15 protein-coding genes are annotated in these 18,913 nt (G+C 43.1%); 5 read left to right on the top strand and 10 right to left on the bottom strand.

The genetic code is table 11. From position 1 onward, the window contains the following. Positions 1-164: 164 nt before the first annotated feature. Together JMY08_RS02185 and JMY08_RS02180 are read right to left on the bottom strand one after the other, a co-directional pair. Positions 165-2,327, bottom strand: a complete 2,163-nt coding sequence (locus JMY08_RS02185; RefSeq protein WP_201589648.1) for a molybdopterin oxidoreductase family protein — start codon at positions 2,325-2,327, stop codon at positions 165-167. 212 nt (positions 2,328-2,539) lie between these two features. After that, entirely contained in the window at positions 2,540-3,226 is a 687-nt protein-coding gene (locus JMY08_RS02180) for a TetR/AcrR family transcriptional regulator (RefSeq protein WP_201589645.1), read from the bottom strand. 178 nt (positions 3,227-3,404) lie between these two features. Here JMY08_RS02180 and JMY08_RS02175 point away from each other — a divergent pair, with 178 nt between their 5' ends. From JMY08_RS02175 to JMY08_RS02160, 4 genes are all read left to right on the top strand, one after another. Further along, positions 3,405-4,634 carry an NADH:flavin oxidoreductase/NADH oxidase family protein gene (locus tag JMY08_RS02175; protein WP_201589642.1) on the top strand — a complete coding sequence of 410 codons (1,230 nt, stop codon included), beginning with the start codon at positions 3,405-3,407 and terminating at the stop codon, positions 4,632-4,634. A gap of 432 nt (positions 4,635-5,066) precedes the next feature. Then, on the top strand, positions 5,067-5,270 hold the full coding sequence (locus JMY08_RS02170) for a CsbD family protein (RefSeq protein WP_010196100.1): 204 nt from the start codon (positions 5,067-5,069) through the stop codon (positions 5,268-5,270). Positions 5,271-6,397: 1,127 nt separating this feature from the next. Next, a complete protein-coding gene (locus JMY08_RS02165; RefSeq protein WP_201589639.1) occupies positions 6,398-7,087 on the top strand; it encodes a hypothetical protein in 690 nt (229 codons plus the stop codon). A gap of 202 nt (positions 7,088-7,289) precedes the next feature. Continuing rightward, entirely contained in the window at positions 7,290-7,652 is a 363-nt protein-coding gene (locus JMY08_RS02160) for a hypothetical protein (protein WP_201589636.1), read from the top strand. Between the two features lie 178 nt (positions 7,653-7,830). On the opposite strand, the gene JMY08_RS02155 is transcribed toward JMY08_RS02160, so the two are convergent. From JMY08_RS02155 to JMY08_RS02120, 8 genes are all read right to left on the bottom strand, one after another. Continuing rightward, positions 7,831-8,142 (bottom strand): NGG1p interacting factor NIF3, encoded by a 312-nt coding sequence (locus JMY08_RS02155; RefSeq protein ID WP_201589633.1) that lies wholly within the window; start codon positions 8,140-8,142, stop codon positions 7,831-7,833. 48 nt (positions 8,143-8,190) lie between these two features. Further along, positions 8,191-8,823 carry a DNA-3-methyladenine glycosylase gene (locus JMY08_RS02150; protein WP_201589630.1) on the bottom strand — a complete coding sequence of 211 codons (633 nt, stop codon included), beginning with the start codon at positions 8,821-8,823 and terminating at the stop codon, positions 8,191-8,193. Positions 8,824-9,539: 716 nt separating this feature from the next. Continuing rightward, positions 9,540-9,752 (bottom strand): hypothetical protein, encoded by a 213-nt coding sequence (locus tag JMY08_RS02145; protein WP_189583320.1) that lies wholly within the window; start codon positions 9,750-9,752, stop codon positions 9,540-9,542. A gap of 566 nt (positions 9,753-10,318) precedes the next feature. Then, the gene (gene purC / locus JMY08_RS02140; RefSeq protein WP_010196111.1) at positions 10,319-11,032 is read right to left on the bottom strand and encodes a phosphoribosylaminoimidazolesuccinocarboxamide synthase; all 714 of its coding nucleotides are present in this window, start codon (positions 11,030-11,032) and stop codon (positions 10,319-10,321) included. Between the two features lie 140 nt (positions 11,033-11,172). Further along, positions 11,173-11,493: a hypothetical protein gene (locus JMY08_RS02135; protein ID WP_227669975.1), complete on the bottom strand. Its 321-nt coding sequence runs from the start codon at positions 11,491-11,493 to the stop codon at positions 11,173-11,175. 147 nt (positions 11,494-11,640) lie between these two features. Continuing rightward, positions 11,641-12,546 carry a 4-hydroxy-tetrahydrodipicolinate synthase gene (gene dapA, locus JMY08_RS02130; RefSeq protein WP_189583329.1) on the bottom strand — a complete coding sequence of 302 codons (906 nt, stop codon included), beginning with the start codon at positions 12,544-12,546 and terminating at the stop codon, positions 11,641-11,643. A gap of 433 nt (positions 12,547-12,979) precedes the next feature. Beyond that, positions 12,980-14,188 carry a hypothetical protein gene (locus tag JMY08_RS02125; RefSeq protein WP_201589627.1) on the bottom strand — a complete coding sequence of 403 codons (1,209 nt, stop codon included), beginning with the start codon at positions 14,186-14,188 and terminating at the stop codon, positions 12,980-12,982. A 245-nt stretch (positions 14,189-14,433) separates the two neighbouring features. Then, on the bottom strand, positions 14,434-15,888 hold the full coding sequence (locus JMY08_RS02120) for a Do family serine endopeptidase (protein WP_201589624.1): 1,455 nt from the start codon (positions 15,886-15,888) through the stop codon (positions 14,434-14,436). A gap of 659 nt (positions 15,889-16,547) precedes the next feature. Here JMY08_RS02120 and JMY08_RS02115 point away from each other — a divergent pair. Then, complete coding sequence (locus tag JMY08_RS02115) at positions 16,548-18,779, top strand: cation:proton antiporter (protein ID WP_201589609.1); 2,232 nt, start codon at positions 16,548-16,550, stop codon at positions 18,777-18,779. The last annotated feature ends 134 nt before the right edge of the window (positions 18,780-18,913 follow it).

Here is an 18,913-nt window from a genome sequence, read left to right as displayed (position 1 = left end):
ACTGCGCTTAGCTCTGTTACTCTCTAGGTTTGACATAATATCGCCTAAAATATATCAACTCATTCTAGGATGGGACATGCAAAAGAAAGAAGGCGCTTACCTATAGTAAGCGCCTTCTTTTAGATTTAGGGAAAAACTTATATTACTGTGCTGCCCATCAAGATTTATGATGCCGTAGCCAATGCGTCATCTGTTGCTGATTCAAGCGCTTCTAATTGTACTGGCACACCATTCACTGCTGCGTTGCCACTCAATTGATCAATCAAAGTATCGTCCGTTAAATCATTCACACTGACGCCTGCATGCGCTTGGGCAATCTTCTGCTTAACACCTTTGCGACCATGACCGAAGCCATGTGGAATACTAACAACGCCTGGCATGAGCTCATCAGTCACTTCTGCGGCAATGATAACGCTGCCCACCCGAGACGTCACTCTGACATCTTGACCATCTTTAATGCCTTGCTGCTCAGCAGTTTCAGGGTGTAACATTAACGTACAACGTGATTTTCCTTTTACCAATCGATGGCTATTATGCAGCCAAGAGTTGTTGCTACGCACATGACGGCGGCCAATGAGCAAAATGTGACTGTCATCATATTGCTGCATCATCTCTTTTACACGGTCTAAATCTGCTTGATAAAAATCAACATTGAGATGAATCTGCTTGTCTGCATGCTTGATGGCCTCTGGCAACATGCTGTGCAGTGGCCCTAAATCGACACCGTGCGGATTGTCTATCAGCGTATCCAAGGTAACCTCTTTATAAGGCCCATACTTGAGACCCTGCTCGAGTAAAAACTTTGGCCCAAACGCTTTTGTCGCTGCACGTTCTTTTTGTATTGCTTCTGGGGCATCTTTATCCAAACGATCAGCCAATTCTAAATAAATCTCCCAATCATGCTTTTCATTGTCTTTTCGATCAAACAAGGCAGGCGAGTATTTGGCGACATTGTGCACGGCAAAACCATTAAAGGTCACGTCATAATGGTCACGTTCTAGTGGCGATACCGGTGGTAAAATAATATTGGCATGACGGCTGGTTTCGGTCACAAAATAATCGAGCGACACCATAAACTCCAACCCTGACAAGGCTTCATCTAATTTTTCACCATTTGGGGTGCTGAGGACAGGATTGCCGGCGACACTCATAAATCCTTTCAACTGACCTTCGCCTGCTACCAACATCTCATCCGCCATCGCAACCACTGGATACTCGCCATTGAAGTCAGGCAGATTGCTTACTCGGCTGTGGCGTTTGCCTAAATATCCTGGGCCCGAGCTATTGACAACATCGACCGCAGGATTAGGGAACATCAATCCGCCCACTTCATCTAAGCGACCGCTCACGATATTAATGACCATCGACAGATACTGGCTTAACAAGCCGAACTCTTGCACCGATATACCCATGCGACCATAGCAGACCGAGCTTTCAGCCTCGCAAAACTCTTTTACTAAACGTTTAATTTCAAGTGCGGTAATACCAGTAATACTGGCTACCGACTCAGCCGTATAGTCTTTGGCAAAAGAGGCGATACGATCAATCTCTGGGGTCAAAGCCGCCGCTCTACTGTCTACCTTGGCATAGCCTTGCGCGTAGATTTCGTTCAACATAGCCAGTAATAACAGAACATCAGTTGCGGGACGAATAAAATGATGCTCGCTGGCAATCTCTGCAGTTTCTGTGCGTCTTGGGTCAATCACAACCACTTTACCCGCGCGAGCTTTGATATCTTTTAACTTTTGACGCATGTTCGGCGCAGTCATGATACTGCCATTAGAGGCCAGCGGATTGCCACCAATAATCAACATATATTGTGTGCGATTCACATCGGGCACAGGGATACGCAGCATGTGACCAAATAGATGCATGCTGACGATATGATGCGGTAGCTGATCAATTGAAGTGGCAGAAAAGCGACTGCGTGTTTTTAGGCTGGTCAATAGTTGCTTGACCGTTAGCATGCCGCCCATGTTGTGCACATTCGGGTTTCCCAGATACACCCCAAAGGCGTTTTGACCGTATTTTTGCTGTACTGATTGGATGCCTGCCGCTACTTTGTCTAGGGCGTCCGTCCAGCTGATCTCTTTCCAACCATCCGCCGTTCTTTCGACAGGCTGACGCAGGCGGTCAGGATCTTCATGCAAATCTTGTAAGGCCGTGGCTTTTGGGCAAATATAACCTTGCGAAAAGGGATCGTTTTTATCGCCTTTAATCGATAATACTTTTTCGCCATCATGTTTTATTTCAACGCCGCACATCGCCTCGCACAATGTGCAGGTCCTAAAATGTGTTTGTTCGTCAGCTACCATTTCTTTAGCCATAGTCGTGCTCCCTGTGTTTTTTATTGACTCTAGTTTCCGTTCTACTTTCGTTTTATACAGTCGATTCAATTTAAAAAAATATAGCATTGCTGGGATAAATTTTTCGAAGTCTCTGGAGTGCAAAGTACGCAGCAAGCGAGGAGTATTTATACCAGCAGGACACTATTTTTAACGTACCCCTTTTATTTTTAACCAACTACAAGTTACTTTCTTTATTGTTGCGTCCGTGCAAAAAAATTGCCAAACAATGCAGCAAAATTTGCACTCAAAATGGTAATCGCTTGTTGTCTTGAATAACGCTCTTGATGACAGCCTAAAATTAATTCATGGACTTGTGCGCTAGCAATATCGACACAGAGATTCACGTGAGTGCGTTCAATAGAACGACCAGATAACTGTAGTCCCTGAATGAATATCTCCGTCCACTCTTCTTGTATTTCTGTAATAAGATTGCCCAGTTGTTTATGCTCCGAACCCTTATTCATGGCATTTATTGTCTTTGAGCCAAAGCGCGGACGGTCTTCGATGAGGTGTTGAAACAAGGCAATATTCTGAAATGCCGCATCAAAAATCATGGTCAAACAGGACTGGCAACGCTGGTTAAATTGCTCTTTATTCAAGAAATCATAATCTTTTATCATCGTTACCCAAGCCATACGCATGGGGGATAGATAGTTGTCTTTGAGCTGTTCGCTTAATTCATGTTGCAAGGCATCGAGGCTATCAAAATGATTGTAAAAGCTAGGTTGAGCAATGCCTGCACCCTTGGCAACTTTATTCATGCTCATGCCACAAGCGCCCTCTACGCTATACAGCTGTAGGGCACTCTTTAATAGCGCGCGACGCGTTTTAGCTTTTGCCAGCTCACGCTTTGATTCGGTTGCTGGACTGGCAGCCATGCGAATGAAGTCTGTTCTAGCATTTACCTTCAATATCGACCTCGATTGATGTTTTAAAATGACTTATGGGAATAATTACTATATCGACTATAAGATTATAGTCATTTAAACTATAAGTCTATAGTCAAATTCATCGTCAAACTTATTTTTCACGAAACAATACTTTTAGGTTGCCATCATGACATCAGCAGTTTTTTCCCCTTTTTTATTACCTTGTGGCACCAGTCTCTCAAATCGCCTTGCCAAAGCTGCTATGGAAGAGAATATGGCAGATGAAGGACAAGTCCCTGGCTCTACTATTTTGCGCTTATATCAACGCTGGGCTGAGGGTGGTACTGGCTTATTAATTACCGGTAATGTGATGGTCGATGGTCGCGCGATGACCGGTCCGGGCGGTATTGTATTAGAAAAAGACAGTGATATAGCTCCTTTTGAAGCGTGGGCTAAAGTGGCCAAAAAGAATGACACCCAAGTTTGGATGCAGATTAACCATCCTGGTCGCCAAGTGTATGCGGCTATGGGAGGTGATGTGTTGTCACCTTCTGACGTTTCCCTTGATTTAGGAAAGCACTCTCATCTGTTTGGCAAACCCCGCGCCATGACCCATCAAGATATCGAGCAGCTGATTCAACGTTTTGTCGATACTGCTTTAAAAGCAGAACAAGCTGGTTTTGACGGCGTGCAAATTCATGCCGCTCACGGTTACCTTATCTCTCAGTTTTTGTCGCCATTAACCAATAAACGTGACGATGAATTTGGCGGTTCGATTGAAAATCGTATGCGCTTATTAATCACTGTTATTAAAGCTGTTCGTGCACAAGTTTCGCCTCGCTTTGCCGTCGCTGTAAAAATGAATTCAGCCGATTTTCAGCGTGGGGGTTTTGATGCTGATGATGCAAAAACCGTTATTTTAGCAATGAATGGCCTTGCTGTTGATTTAGTGGAGTTATCTGGTGGCAGTTACGAAAGCCCAGCGATGCAAGGCACAACGGCAGACGGCCGAACCTTGCAGCGAGAAGCTTACTTTTTAGACTTTGCAAAAGAGATTGCGCAAGTGGCCACCATGCCCATTATGACCACAGGCGGTGTCAGGCGTTTGGCAGTAGCAGAAAACGTCCTAGCCCAAGGCATTGATATTGTCGGGATGGGCACAGCCTTAGCGATGAATCCCGCTTTGCCTAATGACTGGAAAGAAAACGATCAGCTCAGTGCCCATGACCCTGTGGTTCAGTGGAAAGACAAAACCTTGAGTGCGATTGCGACTATGGCTGTCATTAAGCGCCAGCTGCAACGCATGGGTGCAGGAAAGCCACCAAAACCCAATGCTTCACCCCTATTTTCATTGATTCGTGATCGTCTCCGAGTAAAGAAACTGACCAAGCGTTATCAAGATTATTTGGCTAAGTAGTTTGTGTTTGCACCTTTATAAATAGGCATTGTTGATTGCTAAAATTGTTCTAGGGCGTGTCCTCATTTTATTCCGAGCTGAATACAGACGAATATAAAATCCGAGCTATTGATGAAGCCTGATGGTATTGAGAGGTTGCTAGAAAACCTCTTGGGTTATTTACGTATTTCACTGACAACACCCCTTATTTATTACACAAATATGGTCTCCATAACATACTCATGCAGATTGCTATCATGAAGTAACACTCTAAACATTGCCTATACAGACAGCGTAATTTTCAAAGCCTATATTAGGGGCATCAGTTAGCTTATTTTTATAGATATCCAATAAATGGTAACTAAATAAAAATAGCGACTGAACTTAGCATTAAGTAAAACCAAACAAGATAAATATCCGGATTAATTAATAATCAAAAAAAGGAATATAATAATGAACGAACATACCCTGAAAGGTGAATGGAACCAAGTGAAAGGCTCAGCTAAGCAAAAATGGGCTGACCTTACTGATGACGATTTATTACACGTTGAAGGTAGCCGTGATAAGTTGGTTGGTAAAGTCCAAGAGCGTTATGGCCATAGTAAGGATGATGCTGAGCGTGAAGTAGATGATTGGCGTCGCGAAAACAAATACTAAGCTATCAGCTAAGTCATCAATGACATTATTGATGATTTGATAAGTCAAAAAACCGCATGATTCTCATGCGGTTTTTTATTAGCAGCTATTTGACGCTTTATACAGTACTCAATAATGTACTTAGAACAGGTTGAATAAAAATTTCTCAACCTATAGGCACGATAAAACCGCATAGCAATTAATTGTTATGCGGTTTTATTGTTAACCATCCATGTTACCTATCACGACTGTAATCTATGCATCCTTGCATAACGTTCAGCATGTTGCGATACCGGGCATCCTACCCTATTTACTACGGTTACTAGCATTAACTGCTATCAGCAAAGGTTATGTATCCTTTCTTCATTTACCGTTATCATCCTGATGCCAGTAAACGAATCATTATCCTTAATGCGGTCAACTCAATCCTTGAGTTACATTCCCTGATGCCGTGTATGTATAATGCCTAATTCTCACCCTGATGTTAAGTCGCGTAAACGTCATTGCTTGTAAGCATATGCTTACAAAGCCAATTTACTCTAATGTCGTTAATACTCTCAAATCAGCATTTCTCCCAAAATACTTCCTTGCTCTTTGGCAATATAACGAATGCCTGCGCGGAGAAAACACTACCTACCCCACATGACATAGAGGGATAAACGAACTCATATTCAATAGGGCTGTCTTTGACATGGTGGTCAAAAATATTGGTCAGTAGCCTACATACAAGCGCCGTTATACCTACAAATTATGGAAACAAAATAAGCTTAAATAGCATCTATATTTTTTTTATTGCTAATACTCAGGTATGTGCCATATTGTTGTTTAAGTGATTGTTTAAGCGACATATCCTTAAACGTGGAATTACAACTCACTAACGCAAATGACACTTAACATCAAGTTTTGTGCCTTATCATAGATAATGTAAGAAAATATTTCAAAACGCAATATTCTCCAGTTATTAGAGCAAACAAATAAGACGGCTAATATAAAAAGGCATCAAGTCCTTCTTTATTGGCGCTACTAATTTATCGGTGCTATTAAGTCAAATATATATCAACTGCATTACGCTGTTAGAGGTGAAAAGCAATCACGTAACTATCAATCACGTAATTATCAATCAAAAAAATATCGTAGGAGATTTTATCATGAAGATTTTACAGCTATTCTCATTGAAAACAGTGAGGTCTGCTGGCCTTTCACTCACATTGCTAGGTACGATGGTCGGTTGTACTGTCGTAGGACCAGGCTATGACAATAACTCTGTCTATCGCGGTGACAAGGGTTATGACAATAACGCTAGCTATAACCGTGTGAGCCAGAAGCTGCGTCAGGATTTACGTCGTAAAGGCTATCAGGTCATAGACATCAAATCCGATAATTATCGAGGCAATCGAGCGATCACCGCCTATGCCAAAAAGAGCAATCAAACCTATGAGCTCAAGTATACTTATCCCAGCCTAAAGCTTATCAGCTCAAACAGACAAGATTGGTCTAAGAAGCGCTACGATGACAAATATGATAATGACCGTGACTACGATAAGCATGATTATGATAAAAAAGATAAGTATAGAAATAAGAACAAAGGTAACAAGAACAAAAATCGCTATAAGAACGACGATATCGAAGACAGTATCAAAAGAGAATCACGTTATCCAGCGATTAAACAAAGAGCGGTCAGAAAGGTCAGCGCTATGGGCTATCGTGTAAAAGATATTGAGCTGGAAGAAAAGAATAATCGCGGCGTTTTCGAGATAGAAGCCAGACGTGGCTCGCAAGACTATGAAATACTGCTTGGTTACCCAAACTTAAATGTGATTAAAGTTGAAAAAGACTAGGGTTTTTTGAACGATTAAATATTTAATCCATTGAACTGAGATTAACTCTTAAGATTATAAGATGTTGAGAATAATGCAGTATCGAATAAAAATTTTGACATCGTTAACCTATTGATGTCTAAGGTCAAATAAGCCAGCCCTTGGTTTGTTTGACCATTTTTTATAACACTGGCGAAAAACTTGAACTTGATAAGAGGATATTATGAATATTACAACCCTACTAAAGCCAACCGTTGCCACTGCTATGGTTACAGCGTTAATGATAACGACAGGTTGCGTCACTGCCCCCGGCTACAATGCGTACGGCGACCTTTACGAGGACGTTTATGAAGACAGTAAAGTCTATAAAAAGCATAAAAAAGATATCAAAAACGTTGATAAAGAGCTTTATCAACCAGCTATCGAACAACGAGCCGCCAATAAAGTCAGTAATATGGGCTACCGTGTCAAAGACGTCAAATATAAAAGAGGCGATAGCAAAATAAAGGTAAAGGCCACACGTGGTAGTAAAGATTATAAAATCGAACTTGGCTATCCAGGCTATCAAGTAATTAAGATCAAATAAGCCTAAACCACTGCTAATAACCTATAGTCAGGTCAATATAAAAAAGAGACAGCGTGACTGGTATAAATTTTTCGTAGCCTCTGTCTGCGTAGGCACAGCAAGCAAGAAAAGTTTGTGCCAGTCACGCATCATCATGTCATGTACCCATTTTATTTAGTATCAACTATACCTCTAAAGCTCAAAAATCTAGCACTTCGATGACATCATAGGCAGGCGTCTCATAAGGGTGTGCCTGCTTTAGTGCATCAATGACTTGCTCAATATTAGCAGTGGCAACCACCATCTCGACTCGCCACTCATCAACTTTTTCGAGCTTATCTTGCGCGCCAATATGCGGATCACTGCCTGCCAGCGGCATAAACTGCCCCACCCCTTGTGCTTGCCAGCAGCAGCGCTCGTAATTGCCAATCGTACCAGCGCCTGCTGCAAATAAAGCAGACTTAACTGGCTCTAATGCCGCTTCGGGAACAAAAACCGTCAATTTGTACATAGTGTCACCCTTTGTTTTACCTATTACCATCAGAGCGCAGCCATCGTTTTATTTTTTTGATAATGAAGGATGGTCGCTCCAGATATAGCGCAATAGCCAGTCTTTGGCATCGCCAGCATAGTCAATGCCGATACGAGGACGTAACGATATCGGTGGCTGACAGCCATCATCTTCGAGCCAAACTGCCGACTCTGCACTAATAGATTTACCATTTAACGCGCGATCAATTTGTAAGCGCTTCGTCAACTTGCCAGGACCTGCCAGCTGGGTTGGATGAGTAAGTTGCTTATTCGTGCTCAGAAGCTGTTCTTCCATCAAACGATCACTATCGTCGGTCAAAAAACCAGCCCGTATTAATACCGACTCAGGAGACTCTTCTCCACCGCTGACCAGATTGAGCATATGATGCACACCGTAAGTCAAATAGACATAAAACACGCCGCCTTGCGCATACATAATTTCAGTACGAGCCGTTCGGCTACCCGCATGCGAATGACAAGCAGGGTCGTCTTTACCAATATAAGCTTCGGTTTCTGAGATACGCATGCGCAATACTTTCACTGTGCCATCAGTATCCGTTAACTTTCTACACAATACTTTGCCAATCAAATCAGCGGCGACCACACAGGTTGGTCGAGTAAACCAACTAGGGTCTAAAACAGTTGATGAAGCAGTAGACATTAGCGAAACCTTTTCTTATTTTTATCATCTAATTGACATGACCAAATATTAATAAACAAGTATTAATAAACTAGCATAAAAGTAAGATAAGATATTGAAGACAATGTTGGCGCTATGTTTGATTTTTTATACGAGTTAAGCTACAAACTTGTGCCTAAAGGGATAATATTCATGGTGTGTAACAGCCATCCACAATGATGGCTAGAGAGGATTTTATCACTGAGCATTATTAGGGTGTGTCCTCAATTCAACCGATAGCTATCTAAATGGGATAAAAGTAGTTAAATCTTGCAGTCTGTTTTGAGTAGTTCCATTATACCAATCTGTTTTGAGTGGTTCATTAATTGATTGATGACACTAATTAGTTGGTTCCGGTGGGGTATACTTTTCCATGTCATTACAGAAGTAAGTGTGCCACCAATAATGATTACTATACCGAGAATGATACATATTTTTTAAGAAGTTTAGGCATTGGACTATCCGTACTAGATGCAAAGCAGGTATTCTGAGCTTATTTTTTTGATAATAGCACTCTTATTCTTTAAGGTTTTTTCTGTACAAATAATAGAAACGAGTAGATCAAGACATAAGACAACCGCAAGTACCGAACCTAGAGATTTAATGATAACTTTCCTATTACCATAACCTGCGACACAAAAAACAGCTCCTAATTAGGAGCTGTTTTTTATCAGATAATACGATTAAAATTACATCAACTAACGGCGGTTTTGAACATATACCACTTTAGATGCATGCTTATGGTTTTGAGCCACAAATTTCTTATGTGCAACTTTCTTAACGACCACTTTCTGAGGGGCTTTGTGTTGCTGTCCATGGGAGACTTTATGTTTTACAAAATGCGGTGCAGGTGCGGCACTTGCTTGACCAATCATCGCAAAACAAGCAGTAGCAGCTAGAATAGAACTCATCATTATCTTTTTCATTATCATTTCCTTCCAAATGCTTATCAAGCATGAGTTATTAATTAAGATGTAATGCTTACAATCAAACAAAATGGTTTGATGAAGCCTTGCTTTATTGACAAAGGAAATAATAAACGATTAGGAGGTTGCGTAGCTTTATGAAACTTAAAGAAAGGTTACTACTGTTACTAACTGCTCTAATCTTCTTGAGAAGTATGATGTTCCTGTATTTTTGCTAGCACTGGTAACGCTCACTAGGGGGTATAAAGCTCTATCAATACCAATTTTTTTGGAAAACCATAGCCTTAAGCCATGCTATCGATTTCATAGTTATTAAATTCATATCCAACACAAGCAGTTCGATACCTATATAGCGGATCGATCACAGATAGAATATGTATGATAAGTACACCGTAAAGTACACTGAGACTATTTCAGTGATCAAAACCAATGATACCATTAGCCTACAGCAAAAGATTCAAGTCCTCACTAGGGAACCATCATTCATATAATGCCATAAAAAAACTGAGCACATGGCTCAGTTTTTTTGTTTTGCGCTAGACATTTACGACTTAGCTAAGTGGCACACCAATACGGTTGGCCACTTCTTCGTAAGCTTCGATAACATCGCCCAATGATTGACGGAAACGGTCTTTATCCAATTTCTTCTTGGTATTTTTGTCCCAAATACGGCAACCATCTGGTGAAAACTCATCACCCAAAACGATACGGTCATGGAATACGCCAAATTCTAATTTGAAATCGACCAGTATTAAATCGCCTGCATCAAACAATGCTTTTAATACATCATTCACTTGATGCGTCAGCTCTTCCATTTTTGCTAATTGTGCTTCGGTAGCCCAACCAAGAGAAACAGAAAGTGACTCATTGACCATTGGATCACCAAGCGCGTCATCTTTGTAGAATAGCTCATAAGTAGGCGGCGTCAATGCTTGGCCTTCTTCTAAGCCTAAACGACGAACCAAACTGCCCGCAGCGAAGTTGCGTACGACGCACTCAACTGGAATCATATCCAAACGCTTGACCAGCACTTCGTCATCAGACAATTGTCTTTCGAAATGAGTTTCGATACCAGCGGCAGCCAGTTTTTGCATAATAAAAGCATTAAAGCGGTTATTAACCACGCCCTTACGTGCCAACTGTTCGATACGCTTACCATCAAGCGCCGAGGTATCGTCACGAAAGTGTAAAATCAGAAGGTCATTGTCTTCTGTTTCATAGACTGATTTGGCTTTACCTTTATACAGCAGTTGTTGCTTTTGCATTATGGAGTTCCTGTTCGTTCAAGCTTATGTGGTAAAAACGCGCAGCGACCGCTGAATCCTATATGACGTCATTCATGAGAACATCATGTCCTGAACAATCACAGTAAAAAGTCAGCGGTGTAAGTAGGGAAATACGGTGTCTAGTTTGAAGTATCGCTCACAGCGACAGCGCGTTGAGGCTTAGGCAGTTGATACTGCTTACCTGCTTCGTTCTGTAAGGTGAGCGTGTTTACGCCTGCATTTGGGGTTGTGTATAACGGCACAAAGGCTGCTGGTTGTTGAGTCACTGGTAGCTCTAGTGGTGCAAGCTTCTTACTCTCTTGATACTCTAAGCTGCCATTATCGCGCTTACCAAGAAAGCCTTTGGTCATTTGACAGCCACTTAATACTAGTGTGCTACCCAATACCAAAACCATCATAGCAGGAAACGTTCTTGTAGGGGTTGATGATACTTTCATCATATTATCTCTCTGAGTTAGCAATTTTTGCTCATTTAGACGATTGGCTCGTCGTTTTGATAGAACCTTATAAGTTCTTGCTAAGCCAATGTCATCAACGACTGGCTCAGCATTTACAATGCTTCACTTCTATAATAAATTCGCACGCATCTATAGTAAATTTGCGCGAACCAACGCTTCATCAATAGTGGCATGATGTTGTTCTGCTAGCCAAACCAATGGCAAGCGGATACCCGTATCTATCATACCCATTTTATGTAACGCATATTTTGCTGGAATGGGGCTCGATTCAATAAATAAATCACGATGCAAGTGCTTAATCACGTCATGTACTTTGTGCGCGGCATCAAAATCACCACGTAGCGCGGCCGAAAAGGTCTCACTCATGGCGTTCGGTGCGACATTAGCCGTTACTGAAATATTGCCTTTGGCACCCATTTGCATCAAATCAAGCGCCGTGCCATCATCGCCAGATAGCACGACAATACGGTCGCCAACCGCTTTGATGAGTTGCTCACCGCGAGCGACTGAGCCCGTCGCATCTTTAATCGCAACGATATTATCGATATCAGCCAAACGTTCAACCGTATTTTGAGCGATATCGACCACGGTACGCCCCGGTACATTGTAGAGCATCTGCGGGATGTTTACGGCTTGGGCAATGGCTTTATAATGTTGATACAAGCCTTCTTGTGGCGGCTTATTATAGTAAGGAGCAACCAATAATGCACAGTCTGCACCAGCATCCGCCGCATCTTGCGTCAGTTTGATGGCTTCAGTCGTATTATTCGCGCCTGTACCTGCTATCACTGGCACGCGGCCTTTGACATGCTTCACAAAGTAACGAATCACATCGCTATGTTCTTGCATCGATAACGTCGCTGATTCGCCAGTGGTACCGACGGCAACGAGACAGTGGGTGCCCTGCTCAATCTGCCAGTCTATGAGATCGGCCAGACGTTTATAATCGACCGTGCCGTCAGGATGCATGGGCGTTACCAAGGCTACCATTGAACCTTGTAGTCGGGTTTTAATCTCGTCGTATGCTGTGCTCATAACCGTGCCTTACTGTTGTATTATCCTAGCTTTATTAAAGCTGTCACATGATCGATCATTTGCAACTACCCATATCCATTTTTAAGTCAATAGACAAGCCAATGACAGGTATTGCTTGATGTTCATACTGGGTGTTTATATACCTACAATAATGACATTTGCACTATAAAATCATGTGCAGGTCTACCCGCACTAACATTATTTTTGTCAATTGCCGATGTTGTTTATTGATAGCCATAAAAACGCTTACTAGTGTAGCATATTTTGATTTGACCGCTATCAGTCAATTAATGCTCAGCCTAGGTATATCGTGTGCCATTTTAAGCCCTATTTAACGCGATGGTAATGCGCAAGAGTGACTGATTATAGACTTTATTATTTAATAGTTAGTTTAGCGTAATTATGAAACTGGGATAAATGCTTTTGAGTCGTTTTAACGAATCGTCAACACATCGATAGTCGGACGATACAAGCGAAAAGGCAATCCTCGAGTGCCCACTCCGCTACTGACAAATATCTGCGCGCTACCATGCTGATATAAACCGCGCTGCTTACCCATCCGGCTGCTATCCAATAATGACGACTGATTGCCTATACGGCGAATATCTTGCTTTTTTTGCGCCTTTAGTATGTTTTTCTGTATCGCTTTAGCAGCCCCCGTTATCAATAGTGGTCGCGGCTGTAGCGATTTTGGTAAGTCGCTAATACTATCAAATCGTGACGCAAGGATAATGACAGGTTTAGTCGCTTGCGCGATTTCGGCACTAAGCGCCACTTTACTAGGTACCTGCAAAGTTTTGGCATCGCTCGATTGTTTCGGAACATCTTGCCAACCGCAAAGCACCGCCACGACTGGATTATCCTTTGGGTTTGTTTGTGTACGGGTATTCGGGTGACCTTTAATGGAGCTTGTTTGATTTGCTCTTAATCGACCGTTGCCAGTTTGGGCACATTTAAGCGGCAACGACGTACATTGCTGCCCGATATAATTGATATCAAGCACATCAAAGGCACTGGCCAAGGTATCTTTCAATAGTGGCTGACCTTGCTTGGTAGTATTAATCGACTGATAACGCAAATCCGAGGTACTCATCACCGTATAAACGGGTTTGTTTACTCCCTTAAACAGCATCAACTGCCCCACCAAATCTGCGCTCGGGTAATAGAGCCAGTCACCTGTAATCAGCACTGCATCTGCTGACAGCGCATTGATGGTAGCGACAAGCTTACGAATATGACGCGGCTTGCCACTATATAAGCCAATACGCAAATCTGCTAATACCGCTACTGTGAGCGGGGCTGACAAGTCTAAATCAACCGCATGATGCTGTACGCGCAAACAGTTGGGCTGCACAACGACAGTATAAAAGTACAGACCCATCGCGATGGTAGCCATCAATACAACGCTTGGTGACAATTGTGCCAGTAGGGGCGTCACTTCTTGTGCTCGCCCAATTACCAATAGTAACGCCCAAACTGGCATGGTATAAGCAGCATAATATAGCGTCGATTTTGACCAAATACGCAAAAAGCGTTTTGTGGGATTGGCATTGAACGTCTGTAATCCTGACCACAATATGATATACGCTAGCAATGCTGCCGCTGTCGTGATGCTGAGCGTATAAAAAGCGTGGTCAGTCATAATTACCTAGCTGTATATAGAGGTATGAATAGTCGTTTGTGCAGTGGTCAATTAATGTTGTTCAATCAAATCAGCGCCCAACTCAATGTCGCTTAATCAAAGTTAAATCGAGCAATAGCATATCATCAAAATCAATCGATAAAAAAATCAGCCATTATAGAGGTCGCGCTCTATGATAGACAAGTATAATTATCAACGCTTAGTGAGATACTTCATTTAAGCATAGTAGATTGACTATATGGTGGCTATTCAATGCGCAGGCCGATAATACCGGGGATGCCTTGGCGCATGACTTCAATCGTTACTACCCCTTTTTTGGGAAGTGAGGAGATAGCGCTGGAGAAATCAGTGACCTTCGCAATCGGCTTTTGGTGAAAGTTGGTAACGATATCGCCAGCGAAAATACCTGAACGCGCGGCTAAGCCAGTCGGGTCGACGGTCGTGACCAATATGCCTGTTTTGTTGTCAACTGCCAGCTCTGCCTGCTCATCTGGAGTCAAATTGCGCAGACGTAAGCCCAGTTGTATCTCATCGTCTTGCTGTGAGCCGCTTTGCGCTCGGACATCATTTGGTGCATACGTTAGCGTGCCTTTTACCGTCATTTGCTTGCCATCACGCTGAATCTGAGCACTGAACGGATCATTGGGTCGTGCCCGATTGAGCAGATTCAATAAATCTGCGGCGCGCATAATCTGCACATCATTATATTGCAAAATAATATCGCCTGATTGCAGACCTGATTTTTGTGCTGGTGAGTCTGGTGAGACACGTGTAAGCAGAGCGCCCTGCGGACGAGCCAAGTTATACGCTTCGGCCAGATTGCGATCGATGTCTTGAGGATAAATACCCATATAGGCACGCGCGACTTCACCATTGGTTTTTAGCTGCTCGTAGATATCCATCGCCGCGTCAATGGGGATAGAAAACGACAAGCCCATATAACCGCCCGTCCCACTAAAGATACGTGAGTTGATACCGATAACTTCACCGCGCTGATTGAATAAAGGCCCACCTGAGTTACCCGGATTTAATGCCACGTCGGTTTGAATAAAAGGCACACTGGTCTCACGTGAAAAACTGCGTGACTTGGCACTCACGATACCTGCAGATGCCGAATAATCAAAGCCAAATGGCGAGCCAATCGCCAATACCGGCTCACCTACTTTTAGACTGTTTGAATCGCCAATGGGCAAAGCTGGGAACTGATCACCCACGACTTTGAGCACGGCCACATCTGAGCGCTCATCGCTACCCACCAATGTCACATCCAGCTCGGTTCTATCATTAAGAGTCACGGTGATTTTGTCTGCTCCAGCAACCACATGATGATTGGTCAACATATAACCATCAGTGGTGACAAAAAAGGCAGTGCCATAAGCATGTTCAATCGCGGGCTTAGCTGCTTGATCTGGGATACGCAAGCGATCCCCGAAGAACTGACGTAACAGCTCGGCGGTTTGTGCTTTGGCAAGCTCATCTTCACTGACCGTTTTGGTGACATTGACCCGTGCCACCGCTGGCGTCACTTGCTGTACTAAGTCAGAGAAGTCAGCAGTGGTGACCGCTGCTTGTGCCTGAGGCATAATGGCTGCATTAATACCTGTCGCCATTACCGTGCCGATAGCCAGTGCCAAACTGCTACGTTGCAACCAACGCTGCATACGAATAGTGGGTTGCGCTTGAAACATATTGATAGGCATATTGTCTCCATATGAGTGGTTATTATTGTTAGCAACAATATTATCGCTATTATCGCCGTAATAGATAGCAAGCTTGTATAAATTTATAGGGATAATCTATAGCAACAATTTATAAGGAACAGTTTATAAGCAACCATCTTGAACGCTGGTCAGCTTATTACTATTACTTGCCTGCCAGTTTGTGTCGTAGCGATGGGTAAGGATAATGACGTGAATATAAGCCATTTTGATACCGCGTCGTCTTATCCCCTCGATTTTTTAGTCTTTTATAGCGCGTTCACCTAATCATGTGTCAGCGCAGAACGATGGCGCGCGGCTATCGCGTCAGACAGACCCTTGACATATATAAAATAAAATCATGATATGATAACAAGCCTAATAAATTTTTTAGCAAACAATAGTTAACTATATCAAGCAGCTATGAACTATACACTAATCGAATTGGCTTTTAACGCCCTTATTTTCCATCTTTTGCGCTTCTAGCATTTTTTTATTTATCTAGAGACGCGTTTGTCTTTACTACTATATAGTATATATATCATCCATGATTCATGATGGCTATGGTTATTATTAATTTGCCGTTATAAAAGGTTTTGGCCGCTAACGATAACCCACTTTAATAGCTAGACAGCATCACAAGATTATAAAAGGATTAATTTATGGATACCGCCCTATTATTATCCGGCGTGGTTGGGATCGGCATTGCCGCCCAATGGTTGGCTTGGTATTTAAAGCAACCGTCCATTTTATTTTTGTTACTCATTGGCATTGTTGTTGGACCCGTACTCGGCGTTTTCGACCCTGATTTAGTCTTGGGCGAGCTGATGTTCCCGTTCATCTCTTTGGGCGTGGCGATTATTTTGTTCGAAGGCTCACTGACCCTTGAGTTTGATGAAATCAAGCAACACGGCACGGTCGTACAGATGCTGGTGTCGGTCGGGGTGCTCATCACTATTGCTATCGTCGCGCTGTCGACTTATCTATTGTTCGATGTCGATCCATTGATTGCGTTGCTGTTCGGGGCGCTGGTATGTGTCACTGGGCCGACGGTGATTATGCCATTGTTACGTAGTGTGCGCCCCAACAAGACCATCTCCAATATCCTCAAATGGGAAGGCATTATCATCGATCCCATTGGCGCTATCGCCGTGGTATTGGTGTATGAGTATATTATCTCTGGTGGTGAAGCCAGCAGCATCTTGCTATTTGCCAAAATTGTCGTGCTTGCAACGGCGCTTGGTATGGCTGGCGCGTGGGCATTGGCGTTCTTAATGCGCCGCCACATGGTGCCTGAGTTTTTACGCAATGTCTTTACCTTAGCCTTTGTTTTGGTTTTATTCTCTGTCTCCAACCATTTAGAGCATGAGTCTGGTCTGCTAACCGTCACCGTCTTGGGCGTCGCACTGGCGAACTGGCCCAAGTTCCCACGTGAGACTATTTTAGAGTTTAATGAATCTTTAACCGTTTTACTTATTTCGGTATTATTTATTATTCTGGCAGCTCGTGTGGAGCTGGCAAGCTTAATGAGTGTGGGCTTTGCAGGCTTGGTGCTACTCGCTATCGTGATGTTCATCGCGCGTCCCTTATCGGTCTGGGCATCTTCTATTGGCTCAAACCTAAAAACCAATGAAAAGCTAATGATCAGCTGGATTGGACCACGTGGTATCGTCGCCGCCGCTATCTCATCGCTGTTTGCGATTCGCTTGCAAGAGTATGATATTCAGGGCGTTGAGCTGCTCGTCCCCTTAGTATTTATGGTCATCATCGGTACGGTCATGATTCAGGGCTTGGGTGCAAAAGTAGTGGGCAATTTACTTGGTGTGCGTGAGCCTGAGACCAATGGTATTCTTATCGTTGGCTCCAATCCAGTTGCGTTGCTAATCGCAACCTCCTTAAAAGACCAAGGCTTCGATGTCATCGTCGCTCATAATAACTATACCAATATCGCCCGCGCGCGTATGAGTGGTCTGCGCACCTATTTTGGCAACCCCATCTCCGATCACGCCGATCATCATCTTGACCTTATCGGTATTGGTCATCTATTCGCGATGAGTATGGATAAAGAGATGAATACCTTGTCTGAGATTCATTACCGCCATGAGTTCGGCGAGCGCAAGCTCTATCGCCTCAAGTTCAGCGACGAAAAAGTCAAAAGTGAGCGCGATGATAAGCAGTCAAACTTTCACTCGCAGTGGTTGTTTGGCAAAGACGTAACCTATACCAAACTTGCCAGTATGCTGTCCAAAAAAGCCCGTATTAAAATTACCAACATTACGGACAGCTATACGTTTGAGCAGTATAAAGCCGACAATAAGCAGTTCGTGCCGCTCTATACCCTAGACAAAGAAGGCAAGCTGCAAGTCATCACTGATAAGTTCGAAGGATCAGTACCACGTGATCGCAAGCTGATTTCTCTGGTCGTTGATGATGAAGTCCAGCCAAAGCCAGTGGACGTCACGCCAAAACAAGAGCAAGCTCGTGCTGCCGCAGATGCCAGTTTTGAAGCCAACTCCAAAGCGCCTGAAAAGCGTAAAGAAAAAGAGATGGTGGAAGATATCGCTGATACGCCAGAGCAAGAGCCATCCATAGCGGTTGATAAAGAGAGTGACGCAGCGAAAAAAACCGTCAAGGCTGAAATAGATAAACGTCAGGGAGCGGAAGCTAAAGATGTCTCTACTAACACAGTCAACAAAGGGGTGATGGCAGATAACTCAACGGCAACGTCAAAAACCAGTAAGTCGACTAATAGTAGTACAAACGGTAATGGTAGTGCGCCCAAGATAAAAGGTGGTGCGCTCGACCCTAACCGCCTACCCGACTCAGACCATGACAATACCGCCAACAATGTGAAGGTGAAGGATTCGGTAAAAAAAGATGCGGATAAACCATAAACGCTATAGTCGATTCAATTTAAAAGTAGTACAAGGCAACCGAGTGTAGATGTATATGTGATACTTCAAGCGAGGTTAACACTGTAATACTTTTATAGTGGAATGACTATATTGTCTGAAAAGCTAATAAGCAA

It is taken from the genome of Psychrobacter sp. Pi2-51 (assembly GCF_904846665.1).
GTDB lineage: Bacteria > Pseudomonadota > Gammaproteobacteria > Pseudomonadales > Moraxellaceae > Psychrobacter > Psychrobacter glaciei.
The sequence above is the reverse complement of the archived record's forward strand: the minus strand, read 5'-3'. Positions and strand labels throughout refer to the sequence as shown.

Excerpts from the sequence above, each read along its gene's own strand:
- JMY08_RS02160 (WP_201589636.1), top strand. The coding sequence starts at position 7,290 with ATGAATATTACAACCCTACTAAAGCCAACCGTTGCCACTGCTATGGTT.
- JMY08_RS02115 (WP_201589609.1), top strand. The coding sequence starts at position 16,548 with ATGGATACCGCCCTATTATTATCCGGCGTGGTTGGGATCGGCATTGCC.
- JMY08_RS02175 (WP_201589642.1), top strand. The coding sequence starts at position 3,405 with ATGACATCAGCAGTTTTTTCCCCTTTTTTATTACCTTGTGGCACCAGT.
- JMY08_RS02180 (WP_201589645.1), bottom strand. The coding sequence starts at position 3,226 with ATGGCTGCCAGTCCAGCAACCGAATCAAAGCGTGAGCTGGCAAAAGCT.
- JMY08_RS02155 (WP_201589633.1), bottom strand. The coding sequence starts at position 8,142 with ATGTACAAATTGACGGTTTTTGTTCCCGAAGCGGCATTAGAGCCAGTT.
- JMY08_RS02135 (WP_227669975.1), bottom strand. The coding sequence starts at position 11,493 with ATGATGAAAGTATCATCAACCCCTACAAGAACGTTTCCTGCTATGATG.
- JMY08_RS02120 (WP_201589624.1), bottom strand. The coding sequence starts at position 15,888 with ATGCCTATCAATATGTTTCAAGCGCAACCCACTATTCGTATGCAGCGT.
- JMY08_RS02145 (WP_189583320.1), bottom strand. The coding sequence starts at position 9,752 with ATGAGTTCTATTCTAGCTGCTACTGCTTGTTTTGCGATGATTGGTCAA.
- purC (WP_010196111.1), bottom strand. The coding sequence starts at position 11,032 with ATGCAAAAGCAACAACTGCTGTATAAAGGTAAAGCCAAATCAGTCTAT.
- JMY08_RS02165 (WP_201589639.1), top strand. The coding sequence starts at position 6,398 with ATGAAGATTTTACAGCTATTCTCATTGAAAACAGTGAGGTCTGCTGGC.
- JMY08_RS02170 (WP_010196100.1), top strand. The coding sequence starts at position 5,067 with ATGAACGAACATACCCTGAAAGGTGAATGGAACCAAGTGAAAGGCTCA.
- JMY08_RS02150 (WP_201589630.1), bottom strand. The coding sequence starts at position 8,823 with ATGTCTACTGCTTCATCAACTGTTTTAGACCCTAGTTGGTTTACTCGA.
- JMY08_RS02185 (WP_201589648.1), bottom strand. The coding sequence starts at position 2,327 with ATGGCTAAAGAAATGGTAGCTGACGAACAAACACATTTTAGGACCTGC.
- JMY08_RS02125 (WP_201589627.1), bottom strand. The coding sequence starts at position 14,188 with ATGACTGACCACGCTTTTTATACGCTCAGCATCACGACAGCGGCAGCA.
- dapA (WP_189583329.1), bottom strand. The coding sequence starts at position 12,546 with ATGAGCACAGCATACGACGAGATTAAAACCCGACTACAAGGTTCAATG.